The 14971-nt window shown below is 44.2% G+C and carries 11 protein-coding genes; 4 read left to right on the plus strand and 7 right to left on the minus strand.

Annotated features, from left to right (window positions below; translation table 11 throughout):
• The first annotated feature begins 46 nt into the window (after positions 1-46).
• On the plus strand, positions 47-1072 hold the full coding sequence (epmA, locus tag ACPEGP_RS10890; protein WP_423813427.1) for an EF-P lysine aminoacylase EpmA: 1026 nt from the start codon (positions 47-49) through the stop codon (positions 1070-1072).
• A 145-nt stretch (positions 1073-1217) separates the two neighbouring features.
• Here epmA and ACPEGP_RS10895 read toward each other — a convergent pair whose 3' ends face one another.
• From ACPEGP_RS10895 to ACPEGP_RS10920, 6 genes are all read right to left on the minus strand, one after another.
• On the minus strand, positions 1218-1856 hold the full coding sequence (locus ACPEGP_RS10895) for an NAD(P)H-binding protein (RefSeq protein ID WP_423813428.1): 639 nt from the start codon (positions 1854-1856) through the stop codon (positions 1218-1220).
• Between the two features lie 307 nt (positions 1857-2163).
• Positions 2164-2613: a YaiI/YqxD family protein gene (locus ACPEGP_RS10900; RefSeq protein WP_144297416.1), complete on the minus strand. Its 450-nt coding sequence runs from the start codon at positions 2611-2613 to the stop codon at positions 2164-2166.
• On the minus strand, positions 2613-3977 hold the full coding sequence (locus ACPEGP_RS10905; RefSeq protein ID WP_423813429.1) for a 5-(carboxyamino)imidazole ribonucleotide synthase: 1365 nt from the start codon (positions 3975-3977) through the stop codon (positions 2613-2615). Before ACPEGP_RS10905 ends, ACPEGP_RS10900 begins: the two co-directional genes overlap by 1 nt.
• A gap of 228 nt (positions 3978-4205) precedes the next feature.
• Positions 4206-4784: a 5-(carboxyamino)imidazole ribonucleotide mutase gene (gene purE, locus ACPEGP_RS10910; RefSeq protein ID WP_191691903.1), complete on the minus strand. Its 579-nt coding sequence runs from the start codon at positions 4782-4784 to the stop codon at positions 4206-4208.
• A 119-nt stretch (positions 4785-4903) separates the two neighbouring features.
• A complete protein-coding gene (locus ACPEGP_RS10915) occupies positions 4904-5860 on the minus strand; it encodes a metallophosphoesterase (protein ID WP_423813430.1) in 957 nt (318 codons plus the stop codon).
• A gap of 106 nt (positions 5861-5966) precedes the next feature.
• Positions 5967-6575, minus strand: coding sequence for a rhomboid family intramembrane serine protease (locus ACPEGP_RS10920; protein WP_144297420.1), 609 nt, complete (start codon positions 6573-6575; stop codon positions 5967-5969).
• Between the two features lie 524 nt (positions 6576-7099).
• Between ACPEGP_RS10920 and ACPEGP_RS10925 the strand changes: the two genes are divergently transcribed.
• Positions 7100-8734, plus strand: a complete 1635-nt coding sequence (locus tag ACPEGP_RS10925; RefSeq protein ID WP_423813431.1) for a hypothetical protein — start codon at positions 7100-7102, stop codon at positions 8732-8734.
• A gap of 417 nt (positions 8735-9151) precedes the next feature.
• Entirely contained in the window at positions 9152-10867 is a 1716-nt protein-coding gene (locus ACPEGP_RS10930; RefSeq protein ID WP_423813432.1) for an OmpA family protein, read from the plus strand.
• 132 nt (positions 10868-10999) lie between these two features.
• On the opposite strand, the gene nagZ is transcribed toward ACPEGP_RS10930, so the two are convergent.
• Entirely contained in the window at positions 11000-12070 is a 1071-nt protein-coding gene (gene nagZ / locus ACPEGP_RS10935) for a beta-N-acetylhexosaminidase (protein ID WP_423813433.1), read from the minus strand.
• Between the two features lie 555 nt (positions 12071-12625).
• Here nagZ and ACPEGP_RS10940 point away from each other — a divergent pair.
• Entirely contained in the window at positions 12626-14836 is a 2211-nt protein-coding gene (locus tag ACPEGP_RS10940; protein WP_423813434.1) for a carboxy terminal-processing peptidase, read from the plus strand.
• Positions 14837-14971: the final 135 nt, after the last annotated feature.

Below are 14971 nucleotides of genomic sequence, written 5' to 3' on the forward strand. Positions count from 1 at the left end.
TATTTTAATTATTTGATTTTTTATTCGAAAACTACAGTAGAGAGTAATGACCCAAGCAAATAACCTTTCCTCTAAACCCAGTTATGCGCCAACGATGACATTAGCGATGGCACAAAGGCGTGCGCAATTTATCAATGCTATTCGGCAGTTTTTTGCTAGTCGCCACGTGCTTGAAGTGCAGACGCCGTTGCTCTCACAAGCGGGTAATACCGATACCTTTTTACAGTCGGTCGCCGCGCAGGTTACGTATCAAGATAAACCTTGTACCTATTATCTGCATACGTCGCCTGAGTTTGCCATGAAGCGCCTACTTGCCAGCTGGCAGATGCCCATTTACCAGATTTGTCCGGTATTTCGTGATAACGAGATAGGCGTGCGCCACAATATTGAATTTACTATGCTTGAGTGGTATCAGCCGAACTATAGCCTAGAGGATATGGGCGCTGAATTGGGCGAGCTATTGGAGGCGCTTTACGGTTATCCGATGGTGCTAAGTCATTATCGTTACGTCGATGCTTTTATGGATTTTGTGGGTATCCATCCGTTAACGGCGAGTCTTGCCGCGCTACAAGCGGTGGCAGAAGACAAAGGTTTAACAGGGTTTGATTTTAATAGTGCAGAAAATGGTGCCAGCAATAGTGACGAAGATATTCGCCAAAGTTGGTTAGATTTATTGTTTAGTCATGCCGTCGAGCCAAATTTGGGGCACGATTTGCCGACGTTGATTATAGAATATCCGCCGGCGACGGCAGCATTGGCGAAAACGGCTATCGATAAAGACGGTAATACGGTTGCTAAGCGTTTTGAGCTGTATATTAATGGCATTGAAATTGCCAATGCTTACGATGAGCTAGCAGACGGGCAGGCGTTAAGAGCGCGCTTTGAGCGTGACAATCAATTGCGCAAGCGACATAATCTGCCACAGATGCCAATCGATGAACATTTATTAGCAGCATCTGATGACTTAATACCTTGTAGCGGTATCGCTGTCGGTATTGATAGATTGCTGATGGTCATCACAGGCGCTAGCAGCTTAGAGGACGTCATTCCGTTTCCTAGCGGCTTAGCTTAGTTACTTTTTAATATCGTTTAACGTAACCATTAATTTTTAAATAATCTATAACAAAAGCGCGTAAACCAGGGCTTACGCGCTTTTTTATTTCTGTGTTTTTAATAATGCTTCAAAGCTACATATTATTTATTATAGCTTTTATTTGCTAAAGTTTAGCCAGCGCTGCATCGATGGCGGTCTCACCATTATGCATGCTAAAGACTTTTTTAATCGTATTATCAGCATTAAGTACCGCTGCTAACGTCGTAGCTACATCTTCAATAGCGTTTTCGCCCGCATTGTCATCATTAATAATGATTTTACCCGTACCAGCGCGTTCTTTTAGCGCACCTGCTTGTACGATAGTGTAATCAAGACTGCTATTTTCAACCAACCACTGATCGGCGTAATGCTTACAGATGTAATATTCTTTTAAATCGGCAATACCAGGCTGATTCCATTTGCTGGTATCTAAGGAAAATACCGTGCTTAGCATAATATAGCGTTTGATACCTTTATCTTGAACCGCTTGCATTGTCTTGACCGCACCGTGTAAATCGACTTCTAAGACATCTTTCCCACCAGAACCAGCAACAAAATAAACCGCATCGATATCTTGCTCAATCTGCTGTTGAATGGCGTCTTTCTCAGCAGTAATATCTAAATCTAACTGACTATAATTGTTATCGCTAAATAATTTTTCATCTTGACGGGTTGTGCCAATCACCTGATGGTTATCCGCTAATAGCTGTTTAACCAAATCTGTACCCACTCTACCGCTAGCGCCAATTACTAATATTTTCATTGTCATTCCTATTGTTATATGAATTTTATATGAGTATCTTTACTTTAAGACTTATTATTTAGAATCTATTATCTAAAGAGCAGTTGTTCAAAACTCATTATCTTTAGAAGCTGCATATAGGGTAACAATAATGATGAGCACACTCCGTTATGAAGCGTGCCGTTTGCATAGTGTTTGGTTATGGAGTGTATAGGGTTTGCAAGACTGGACTTTGTGACGGTTGATATTTATAGAGATAAGAAATTTTTTCAGAAGTTTTAAAAGGTAGGATTTTCAAATTGATAAGTAAAAGAAATGACCGCACCAATTAACGTACCAAGCGATTAAGACCATCGGCAAAGGCTTTTTTGTCGCGGTCGCCGTAAGGTTTCTGCCCGCTCATTTCTTGCAATTCAAGCACGCCTGTACCGCGCATGGTATCCATAAAATCGCGCATATTAAGCTTCTGCTTGATATTGTTTTTATCATAAACCACACCGCGCGTGGTCAAAACCATACCGCCTTTATCCAAAATATCATTGGCCAAAGGAATATCGCTGGTAATGGCTAAATCACCTGGCTGGATTTGCTCGACGATATAATCATCGGCTTTATCAAACCCTGATGGCACCACGGTCATGACGAGCAGCGGTGATTTGCGCAATTTAATCGGCTGATTGGCAACAAATATCGCCATCGTTTGGGTACGTTCAGCCGTTTTGATGATTAAGTCTTTGGCAATCAATGGCACCGAATCGGCATCTACCCAAATCTGCATTATTTCTCAGCCTTATCGGTCTTTAATAATGCCTCTGCTAAGGCATCTTTTTGACTACCTTTCACGTCACTTTTAGTATTTTCTAAAGTACGCTCAGTTTCGGCATTGGTAGATTGCTCTGGTACAGATACAAGTGCTTGCTTATCGGTCATGGTTGGCGCCAGTTTTTTATCAAGCCCCACTTTATTTGGTAAGACGGCAACCAGTTTTGCTAGCGCGGGCTCTAAATCCGCCACGTCATTTGGCATCAAGGTGATATGGGCAATTTTACGGTCTTCGCGCTCAGCCTTATGGTAGCTATGATAATGAGCGCCATCGATATTGAGCACCGCGCTGATATCAGGATATTGACCTAAGACGTTGAGCATAATCGCTGGATGGACGTTGTCGGTATCGCCTAAGGGTAGATTGACCACCGCGCGGATATGGTTTTCAAATTGACTGGTAATCGCGCCTTCGATACTCCAGTGTCCAGAGTTATGGACGCGCGGAGCAATCTCGTTGGCTAGCAGATAATCGTTACCGCGAGCATCTTTACTCACAAATAGCTCAAGTGCCATCACACCGACATAACCCAAGTGATTCATCACCGTGCTAATGGCATCGGTTGCTTGCTGAAATAAATGGCTGGTACCAACGGCAGGGGCGCGGGTTTTGGCTAAGATACCATGATGATGGTGATTTTCGACCAAATCATAGCAGCGCACCTGACCATTTTGCGCGCGTACAGCAATGATAGATACTTCACGGCTAAAGTTAATAAAGCCCTCTGCAATTAATGGCGCAGGCGTTGGGGTTAATGAACCTTTACCGCTAACCGCGTCTTTTAGCTCATGCCAAGCAGTTTTAATATCGCTGTCCTCTTTGATAACGAATTGACCTTTACCATCATAACCACCGCGGCTGGTCTTGAGCACAATAGGCAATCCTAGCTCGTCGCAAGCTTGCTTTAATTCGGCTTCAGAATTGACCGCCATAAATGGCACGGTGGCGATATCAAGCTCATTAAACATGCCTTTTTCTTTTAAGCGATCTTGAGCGATATCAAGGGCAAGCGGTGGCGGGAACATACCTTGTTTGCTGCCTGATTTTGATAGATTTGCCAACTGTTCGACAGTCGCCGTTGGTGTGTTTTCAAACTCTAAAGTAAAGACGTCAGCTGCGGCAATAAATTCATCTAATTGCTCGCTAGAAAAAACTTTGCCGTATAGGCTGGCAGGGCAGTTGGCATTATCTTCTAAAAACACGCACTGATAACCGAGCGGCAGGGCAGCTTGGGCGAGCATCATACCAAGCTGACCGCCGCCTAAAATACCGATGGTACGGATGGTTTGGGTAACAGGATAAGCATTGGCGGTAGTCATGGCAGGCTCTTTACATTTAAAATGAATAAGGGTTTTTAGTAAATGATTGGCTAAAAGTTAAGGTTAGAAATAGGAAAAGGTGCACCGTATGCACCTTATCTTTAGTAAAACTCATTTGGCTATAAATATCAAGTTTAGCGCATGGTAAGTATAAAATATTGCTAGCAAGAGTATTGATAATAGCAGTTTTGCTAAAATTTTATATAAATCTGACCAACTTTAATTGTGTTACTGATTAATAATACCAGGCGTTGGACTTGCAAGAATGGTCTCTGTTTGCGCTTGACGCATGTTATCAAGCTTAGTGGCAAGCGATTCATCATGCAAGGCCAGCACCTGAATGGCAAGGAGGGCCGCGTTATAGGCACCAGCAGTACCAATGGCTAAGGTGCCAACAGCCACACCTTTTGGCATTTGTACGATAGAAAGCAGACTGTCCCAACCGCTAAGCATGGATGATTTAACAGGCACCCCAAACACAGGCAGCGGCGTTTGACTGGCACACATGCCGGGCAGATGCGCCGCGCCGCCCGCTCCAGCGATAATTACCTGCAAGCCATTACCTTTCGCGCTTTTGGCATAATCAAACAATCTATCTGGCGTACGATGGGCTGACACCACTTCACATTCAAAGGCAATATCAAAGTCAGCAAGCAACTGCGCCGCTGCACTCATGGTCGCCCAATCCGACTGCGAGCCCATAATAATGCCAACTTTTGGTTGACCAGCAGGAGAGGTAATAGGACCGTTTTGCTCAATAGCAGCGTTTTGTGTAGTAGGGTTCACAGTAGCGGAGGTGGTGCTCATGCTTTGATATCCTCAAAAAGACCATCATACAAAAGTTTTGCTGCCTTCGTAAAGCCAAGTTTGTCGTTTAATGTCAAAGCTAACTAAATAGCAGTTTTTTATGTCGCGGTTTTATAAATTTATAGTGGGCCTTCATCATGGCGATATTGCACAAAGTTACTGGCTTTCAATGGTAATGGCTGCTCAGTATCAAGCTGATAACAGGTCATATAACCGCTATCTATGGCTGCTGAATAATCGGTGCAAACCACTTGATTGCTTAATGGTTCAGGATTGCCAGTAAGCCAATAATGCCCAACAAACACGGGTTTGTGTGTTTTAAGGGCAAATTCAATGTTCTCTGCCATCGCATCGTTTGGAATCTGCGCCAAGCCCGATTTGGGCGCACGGGCGATTTCATGTATAGGCCGCTTATTTAGCTCATCAAGCCACCAACGCACGCGTACTTGTGAGCGCGCTGCACCGTCTTTATCGACCATGACCAAACCCTTAGGTAACGCTGTCTCCACGCCTTTTAGCACACGTTCAAGCGCGTCGTAGGCGGGGCTATGTTTTTGTGAGCTGGCAATGACCGCTTCAGGGGTTAGGCAATTATCAGTAGTTAATAAAGGTTTTAATACCGCCATGCTATCGACATCCCAGCAAGCGTGGACAAAACAGGCATAATCGGTCTCAAGCCAAAGCGGTATCTCATAAAAGCGCTGCAACCAGTATTGATGCGCTTCTGAGCCAAAGGGCACTTCGGCTAAAAACGCTTCATGTTGGCGTACGTGTACATCGCTATGCGAACGTAAATAGCGCTCGGGCTGCTTTGGGTCAAGCATCGCAAAAGCCAAGGCGTTGTATTCATGATTGCCCATCACCGCATCCGCCACGCCTGCATCTAGCATCGCAAAAACAATTTCAAGGGTAGCAACCTGCTGCGAACCACGGTCAATCAGGTCACCAATAAATAGCGCCCGATGACCTACTGGCGGTACAAAATGGCTGCCATTATGCACATAGCCCAACTGTTTTAGCAGCCCAATCAATTTGTCCGCATAACCGTGAATATCACCAATAATATCTATAATCATAATTTTTTATCAAATTCTTAAACATGTTGTTAAATACAAATTAGGGCAAAACATCAAACGTTATCAATTAGCAAATTTAAAACTAAAGATTCTAAAACTAACCGCTCTAAAGGCCAGGAGACAATAGCGCATTTAAAAAGTGCGGCAAGACGCGAGGTTCTAAAATAATGGTCGCAATCACCCCAAACGCGCCGCCCCACATATGCGCCATGTGATTGATATTGGAGCCGCCGCGTTTATCGGCGTAAATACTATAAGCGACGTAAGCGACAGCAAAAACTATCGCTGGAATAGGAATAATGGCGAATAAGTAAATCTTTTCCCACGGTGCCAGTAAAATAAATGCAAATAGCACCGCTGAAACCCCACCTGAAGCACCAAGGCTTAGATAGCTGGCGCTTTTTTTATTTTTAAGATAGCTTGGCACCATGGCAATCACGATAGCCAACACATAAAAAACCACAAAACCATAACCGAATAAAAATGACTGATATAAGCCTTCGATAGCCCGGCCAAAAAAGTATAGGGTGAACATATTAAACAGCAAGTGCATCGCATCGGCATGAATAAAGCCGTGGGTCACAAAGCGATCCCATTGACCGTTATTCACCGCCGGCGGATAAAAAATCAGCCGATTAAACAGGGTTTTGTTTTGCCACGCTAATAAACTGACAATAACCGTAATAATGATAATAAGCGTCGTGTGGTTGAACAAAGGAGAGTCCTTAGGCCGAGCCTGATAGGGGGCAGTGTTATAGAGCGTAGTGCTTAAAGACCAAATAAGTTGGATAAAAAATAACTAAATATGGATGCTGAAAATAGCTAAAGCTTACACCAACAGTAATAACAGTGATGCTAAGGCAAAAAACCAATAGACGACAAAATTATGCTTTAATAATCGTTTATATTGAATAATATAACAGCGTAACAGGCAACTAAGTAATGCTTCGTATACTGACCGTAACGTTTAACGACAGAATAAATATTTACCAAAAATAAATAATAGATCGGTGATATTTATCCAGTTTTACGCTTGTTGAAATTTTAAAAAAGATTAAAAATAATAGGCAATTTATATGCCAATATTAGCTTATTAAGTATCAACTCAGTACCGACTAAGTGTTGACCTGTTAAACGCGCATTTTTATGGGCGTTCTACAGTCTACAGCGTATAAAACCGAAGTCAAAAAAGAATCGCTGTCCCATATCTTAAATCAACGCCGATAAAGGCTGGAACTTATGAATATCATCGACCAATTAGAGCAGATAGTAACCCCAGCCGTCTTAGGTAGCCAGATTAATAATGAACAGGTTATTGATGGGCATCGTATTGATAACGGCAGCGTGTCTTATGTCAGCTTATTGGAGCAGTTTTATGCCATTTTGGCGGCGCGTTTGGCATTGCCGCAAATTTACTCGCAGTTATTGCGTGATGATGAGCCAATTGCCAATGAAAATATAGTAGAGACGCCATTATTTGAGCAATTATGGCAAGCCCCAAGCGCGCGTCAAACCATTATCGAAGAGCTGGCAGTGACCCATCATATTGATAAGCTGACTACCACAAAGCTTATTATGAATGCTGCGCCACTGGCTTACCGTGAACTTAAGGTCATGGCTAACGGGCAGTTTTTACCAGCATTTTTACAAAATGAGCAACCTTCACTGCGCCATTACCTGCCGATATGGGCAGCACCGCTCATTACCGTCGCACAAGATAACCCTGATGAATTGTTTGATTATCAAAACGCCATAGTCAATGCGGCGACAGAAACTGTTTTATTAAATAAAGATGCTACTGAAGCAAGCGTGGTAAGCCCTTCTGCGAACTTGATAAAACAACCAAACGTGGCAACAGAACTTGCTAGTGAAAGCTTCGATAACAGCCTAGCTGTGAGTGCCATTTATGCCAATCCTGCTGAGCATCACTTAGCAGAAAACAGCAGTTTAAAGCGCGAAAAAGTACGAACCCGCAACCAACGTAATGACTTATTAATACGGGTGTTTTTATTATTGGCCGCCATCGCAGCGATTGGATTGGTATGGGCATTTTTAATTAAGCCTAATGAAGTCCCGCCTGTAGAGCCAGTGGTGACTGCACCCGCTGTGGTAGCGCTCGCTGAGCCAACCGCGCAGGTGTTGACGCCCGCTACGCTTATCGTTGGTGTGGATAATAGCGGCAGTCTTTATACCTGTAGCGCCTCCGTCGGTGACGCCGCGCTACAAAGTACCCTTCAACAAGCGCTCAATAGCAGTTTTGGCGAGCAGGCAGGGATGTGTCAGTTTACGGTACAAGAAGGCGTGGCTAATAATATTGCCAATATGCCTATCGAAGCACTACCCAATATCCTGACATTATTAAGAGCGACACCGTTCGCCCGTCTACAGTTGCAAAATGACCGTATGACGATAGAAGCGCCGGATGGTATGCAATTACAAAGATTGACCACTGATATCCGTACTTTGGCACCAGCAATAATGGTAGATAGTACCGCGCCACTACCGTTACCTAGTAATGCAGAAAACGGTATAGGTGCAGATAATATGGCGATGAACGGTGCAAACAATCAGTTTGCTCGAGATGGAAGCAGCATAAATGACCAGTACACTGGCACTAATAATATGAATAACAGTAATGCAAATAACAATAACGACTATCAAGCTTCTGATGACGTCACCGGTGATAGCGTGACGCCTGCACCGGCACGCAATAGCGATTTTAATAATCCGCCTAGAGCTAACGAGCCTAGAATTAACGAGCCTAGAAGCAATGACCGTCCTGCATCGACGCGGCCACCGGGACCTTTTTCAGAATCAGAAGTAGACGATATGGCAAATAGCGTTATCGTGGCAGAGCCTGCGCGAGTAAGCTGATAGTTTAAAACGCCTAACAAATAATGAGCTAAAGGACGGTAGGATCAATCATTGACTATCCTCCTTTTTATTTTTGCCTAAAAAGATAGACAGTCATTTCCAGATATAATGGATATGTTAGTAATTTGTACTGTAAAGACTTCGCAGTTACGTGTCACAACTGAAACATTACTTAACGTAGCAATTGCACAACAGCCCATCGATTGTGAATACAACCTTAATACTTTTATAATGACAAAAGTTGAATATAGATAGTGCTGATATTTACTAAGCCGCTTTTTAATACCTAATGTTTATTAAATGCTGATATAAATATTAATATTAAGAAATATCAGTACTATTAACTTTTTATTTTTTTGAGAATGCAGTTTAGTGCAAAAGAATTATTCAAAATAACAATTATTGAGGAATGACATTATGGATATTATCAGTCACTTAACGCGGACGGTTAGCCCTGCAGTATTAGGCGATGATCGCAATCCCGCTAAACAAAACTTACTTGAACAATTTTATGCTATTTTTGCCGCACGTCTAGCAGACAATACGACTTATACACGTTTTGCTAATGAAAATATCGCCCGTGATGACCAAGGGTTTTATGACCGCGTATGGACCGATGGCGCCCACCGCGACCAAATTGCCCGTGAGCTTGCGGGTAAACATAACGTTGATGCAACTGCAGCCCGTGGTTTGATTGCGATGGCCGCACCGTTAGCGTATCACGAAATCAAAAGCTTGGCCGGAACCACGCCCGTGCCACAGTTTTTAAATGACAATCTTGCCAGTTATCAGCACCATATTCCGGCATGGGCAAGCGCCGTTCTGCCTGCAGGTATGATTGCCGCACCAGCTGGTGCTCATGTGTCTGATACGGTCAGCACTGCGCCTATTCGCCGTGAAGAGGAAGAAAAAGGCAGCTTTATGAAAGCGCTGCTACCGATTATCGGTTTGATTATCTTAGGCGCCTTGGCGTGGGCGCTACTCAGAGGTTGTCAAGACAATCCTGAGCCAGTCGGTACGCCAGTTGCCACTGAGCAGCAAGCGGCTAATGACGGACAAACAGTGGTTGCAGCCGATATAGAGCCAGCTTCACTGCGTATTGCGACTGGTGAAAATAGTGGACTATATGCCTGCCGTATGAACGTTGGCAACGAGACGCTACAAGGCAACGTGATGGACGCGTTGACAGCGACATTTGGTGATGAAGCCAATAATTGCCGCGCCGATGTCGATGATAACTTCTCGATAGATATGCCAGCTGCCGCTCAGCTTTCTTCTATTTTGCCAATCGTCAAAAATGTGCCAAATGCCAGTATGCTGATTAAAGGCGACACCATTACGGTCAATGCGCCAGACGCAGCAGCATTAGGTAAATTGGTTGCTGATTTACAAGCCGCAGCACCCGCTATGACGGTACAAGCAGAAGGTCCGCTCGATGCACAAAGCGAGATTGATCGCAGTTTAGCAGCGTCACAAGCGGCGATGCAGAACCTTGGTCAAGACCCAGATCCTCGTGATGTGGCACGCGCGCTGAGCCTGCAAGTCGTAAACTTTGAAGTAGATAAAGCTGTTATTCCAGAAGCTAACAAGCCATTATTGGACAATGCTGTTCAGATTATGGAACAAGTGCCAGATATGAAGCTGATGATTATTGGCCATACCGATAAAACCGCCGATGCCGCTTATAATATGCAGTTGTCACAAGAGCGCGCGCAATCGATGAAAGATTATCTGGTCGCGCAAGGTGCGGATCCAAGTAAGCTTATGACCAAAGGTATGGGTGAGACAGATCCAATCGCTGATAACGCCACAGAGCAAGGTCGTTTCCGTAACCGCCGTATCGAGTTCGTCGTCTATGATGAAACGGCAATGGCCAATGATGGCGTGGCGATTAGCAACGGTGCGCTCGATCCAGACTTAAATCCATTAGACAGTAACAATGATGATCTAATGCCTGACAGCGATGACCGTACAGGAAACGATTTACCGGCACCGAAGAGTTCGATACCGACATCGAATAGCAGACCAATTGACCCAGATTTAAATCCATTAGATCGCAATAACGATGATGTTTTACCAGATGGTGATGATGCCAGCCGTGGTACTGCTTTAGACCCAAAAGCCAGTAATTAATAAATGTTCTACTGACTTATAGTTGTTTATCGATAGCTAGTATTAATATTAAAAAGACCGCATCTTATGTTTAAGGTGCGGTTTTTTATTACATCAAAAAAAACTGGAATAAAGCTGCTTTGGTTAAATGAATTATCTATAAGCGGTTGGGTCTTTTGACTCAGTAGGTGCTTTCGTTTGATTGGCAAAAAAGGTCTGTAAGATATTTTCCTTTGCTTGATGCCAATAATCAAATTGCTGGCACGTTGATTCAAGGTCGCCCTGCCAAACAGGTATTTGTCCGCGCATAGTTTTAACACGTTTTTGGTTAGGATAGGGCAGCTCTTGGGCAGCTCTGGCCGCTTCGTAAGCAGCAACGCGGTCATTACAAACCAAAGCAATATCGCAGCCTGCTTCAATTGCTGCTTTGACGCGGGCGCTGACATCACCTGCTGTTTGCGCACCAGCCATTGATAAATCGTCAGAAAATAAAACCCCATCAAAATTCAGCTGTTTGCGAATGATGTCTTTGAGCCAAATTTTTGAAAATCCAGCGGGTTTATTATCGACTTGTGAGAAAATCACATGCGCCGGCATTAAGGCATCAAGCCAAGGCAGCGTCTGCGTAAACGGCTGCATATCGCTATTGATAATCTCATCTAAACTACGTGTATCGATTGCTTCTGCCACATGCGAGTCAGGCGCGACGGCTCCATGACCGGGAAAGTGTTTACCCGTGGTTGCCATTCCCGCCGCTTTCATACCGCGCATAAACTGGCCTGCTAAAGCGATGATGGCCTGCGGTGTTTGATGAAAACTGCGATCGCCGATCACTTGGCTGATACCGCCTCTATCGAGCACCGGCGCAAAGCTCAAATCAATGCCGACCGCCAATACTTCTGCTGCCATCAAATAACCACAATCGTAAGCAAGGCTCAAGGCGCGACTAGGGTCTTGGTCAAATAATTCGCCGAGCCTGCCCATCGCCGGTAATGGCGTAAAACCCTGACGTAATCTGGCAACGCGGCCGCCTTCTTGATCGACGCCAATCAATAAATCGGCATTGTGTTGGCGGATATCGTCACACAAAGCGCGCACTTGCGCCGCATCTGCCACATTGCGGGCAAATAATATCACCCCGCCTACTTGTGCTTGTTTGATTAAACTGACATCTTCAGCAGTCAGTGCGGTACTATCGATATCAATCATTAAAACGCCGTACATTGCGTAATCCTTATCAGGCTAGAAGGTTGTTTTCCCATTTGCACTATATTATAAGTCAAATCGAGACAGAGCTTAGAGATGAGAGGGTTTTTTCTTATAGATAATCTTTCTGTTACGGATGGTTTGTCGCTACTCACTTTTACCTTATATTAAGCCAGTGATTGCAAGGGACGCATAATAGCGGTTTGCTTGGCTTAAATAAGTTAGGTTTAAATGATAAGTTTAAATAAGATGATTCACGCTTATAACCAAATGCACCAATGGATGCGCTACAAAATAGCCAGACCGCGTGTAAGATTGTTTATACAGATTGAGACAGTGGTGTATTTATAGCTGTGCTAGTATTGATTGATTTTTAACCATGAAAATAAGGATCTATCCTAAGATCATTATCCTGTATTTGCCTGCTTTTAATGCTAGCGTAACCTATGGTTTAATGGTAAATATAATAGGGTGAAAAAATCACGACATTTTTTGGCTCATAGTCTAATAACTACCCTCTATTGGTAATAACAACTCAGCATACTTTTAACTTAAAATAATTAGGTATATACGATGAAAAAACAACCAGCACAGTGGTTACTCAGTGCAGCGTCAGTGGGCGTCGCTGGTCTTATCCTCACTCAAAGCTACAGCACCGCAATGGCTGATAGCAATACAGCAGGCTTTAAAGCCACCCCTGAGCAACAGGTTACCACTCGCCAAGTAGCGGCCTTGCTGGATCGCAGCCATTATCTCAATCAGCCGCTCGATAGCGCCATGGGTAGCGAGATTTTGTCTATGTATATTGACAGTCTCGATCCAAACCATACCTTGTTTTTGCAATCTGATGTCGATGAATTTAAGAAGAAATATGCCGACGAATTTGCCGCGCGCCTAAAACGTGGCGACCTATCGGCTGGAGTGGCGATTTTTGAGCGTTACCGTCAGCGCTCTAATGAATATTTTACTCTATCAAAACAACTGCTGAAAACCAAGATAGATTTAACCAGTAAAGATAGCATCGTCCTTGACCGCGAAAAGCTCAGTCATTTTAAAACCAAAAAAGAACAGCGCGACTATTGGACGCGTCAGCTGAAGTTTCAGTTGATGAGTATTACTTTAGGCCAAGAAGATGAAAAGGCGAAAGAGAAAGTCTTTTTAAGTAATCCTGATATTACGCGCGGCCAAGACTTGCTGCGTAATGATGAGCGCACGCCAAGTGAGATTTTGCTCAACCGCTTATCGCGTCAGCAAGAGCAGCTTGCGCGTCTAAAAGATGATGAAATCATGGAAACCATCTTAAATACGGCGATGCTCACTTATGACCCGCACAGTAATTATTATGCGCCAATTCAGGCCAATGAGCTGCAAATTCAATCGAGTCTGCAATTAGAAGGCATCGGGGTTTCTATCCGTCCTGACCGTAAAAACCCAGATTATACCCGCATTGTCACTTTGGTAGATGGTGGCCCAGCAGCCAAATCTGGGCAGATTAAGCCCAATGATTTGATTATTGGTATTGCCAAAGACGGCGAGAATATGGTTGATGTGGTTGGCTGGTCAACACGTGAAATTGTCGGTCTGATTCGCGGTAAACGTGGCACCTCGGTGACCATTAAGGTGCGTCAACCAAATACGCCCGATACCAGCGCCCGTAATGTAACCGTGGTCCGCGATATTATTCAGCAAGAAGAGTCGGGCGTAAAACAGCGTGTCGTTGAAGTACAGCGTCCCAATATCGATAAAACGCCAAAACGTATCGGTGTGCTTGAGATACCAAGTTTTTATCTCAACTATCGCGCGCGCCGCAATGGTGAAGAGTACCGTAGTGTCAGTGACGATACCGAAAAAGCCCTTAAAGCGCTTAATAAAGAAAATATCGACGGTCTAGTGGTTGATTTACGTAATAACCCAGGCGGCTCGCTCGATGAGGTCGCCAAAATGCTCGGCTTCTTTATTAAAAGCGGCCCATTGGTGCAAATTCGCGACAATCGCGGCAATATTCAAGTCTACCGCGATGACGATGGCGGCGAGCAGCTTTATGACGGCAAAGTGGTTGTTTTGACCAATTTAGCCTCTGCCTCTGCCAGTGAAATCTTTGCTGCCGCGATTCAGGATTACGGTCGCGGGCTGGTGGTCGGTAGTACTACGACTGGTAAAGGTTCGGCGCAAATCCAGCTAGACAGCTTGGCTTTGGGTACAGCGACGCTCACGCAGCGTAAGTTCTACCGCGTCACTGGCGGTAGTACGCAAAATAAAGGCGTGGTCCCTGATATTGAATTGGTCAATATCTACGATGATGCGACCTTTGGCGAGCGCGCGCAGAAAAAAGCCTTACCATGGGATACGATTAAAACTGCCCCTTATAAGCCTGAAGGTAAATTCTCTGCCAATACTTTAGCAACGTTAAATCAGCAATCAAAGATCCGTCAGCAGCAAAACCCGCATTTTGTGTATCTGTCAACGCTGAATGATATTCGTAATATGGAAGATGAGAAAAAACCGATTCCTCTTGATATCAATAGTCGCCGTGCAAAAATGCAGCTGATAGAAAAACGCTCATTGGAAGCGGAAAATAAACGTCTGATTGCAACGGGCGAGCGTCCTTATGCCAATTGGAATACTTACCAAGCCGCTATGGACGCAAAGTTTGAAGAGCGCAGTCAGATGAAAGAAAGTGAGCGTCCTGAACTACCTGAGGATGAAGCGTTCATTAAAGAAGCGGCTTATATCATGCTTAGCGCTGATCCAAAGATGCAGGCTAGCCCAGAAGAGAAGCTATAAAAAAGCAACTCTTGAACAGTCATTATCGGCAACGTCAATGCGTGTAAGCATATGCTTACACGCATTGACGTTTAGACCTCTTACTAACCTCATGCCAATCTGCGATTATAACTGTACGGCACGATTGAACGAAAA

Source organism: Psychrobacter sp. 219-2-C, assembly GCF_049560815.1.
GTDB classification, from domain to species: Bacteria; Pseudomonadota; Gammaproteobacteria; order Pseudomonadales; family Moraxellaceae; genus Psychrobacter; species Psychrobacter faecalis.

Excerpts from the sequence above, each read along its gene's own strand:
- epmA (WP_423813427.1), top strand. The coding sequence starts at position 47 with ATGACCCAAGCAAATAACCTTTCCTCTAAACCCAGTTATGCGCCAACG.
- ACPEGP_RS10895 (WP_423813428.1), bottom strand. The coding sequence starts at position 1,856 with ATGAAAATATTAGTAATTGGCGCTAGCGGTAGAGTGGGTACAGATTTG.
- ACPEGP_RS10900 (WP_144297416.1), bottom strand. The coding sequence starts at position 2,613 with ATGCAGATTTGGGTAGATGCCGATTCGGTGCCATTGATTGCCAAAGAC.
- ACPEGP_RS10905 (WP_423813429.1), bottom strand. The coding sequence starts at position 3,977 with ATGACTACCGCCAATGCTTATCCTGTTACCCAAACCATCCGTACCATC.
- purE (WP_191691903.1), bottom strand. The coding sequence starts at position 4,784 with ATGAGCACCACCTCCGCTACTGTGAACCCTACTACACAAAACGCTGCT.
- ACPEGP_RS10915 (WP_423813430.1), bottom strand. The coding sequence starts at position 5,860 with ATGATTATAGATATTATTGGTGATATTCACGGTTATGCGGACAAATTG.
- ACPEGP_RS10925 (WP_423813431.1), top strand. The coding sequence starts at position 7,100 with ATGAATATCATCGACCAATTAGAGCAGATAGTAACCCCAGCCGTCTTA.
- ACPEGP_RS10930 (WP_423813432.1), top strand. The coding sequence starts at position 9,152 with ATGGATATTATCAGTCACTTAACGCGGACGGTTAGCCCTGCAGTATTA.
- nagZ (WP_423813433.1), bottom strand. The coding sequence starts at position 12,070 with ATGTACGGCGTTTTAATGATTGATATCGATAGTACCGCACTGACTGCT.
- ACPEGP_RS10940 (WP_423813434.1), top strand. The coding sequence starts at position 12,626 with ATGAAAAAACAACCAGCACAGTGGTTACTCAGTGCAGCGTCAGTGGGC.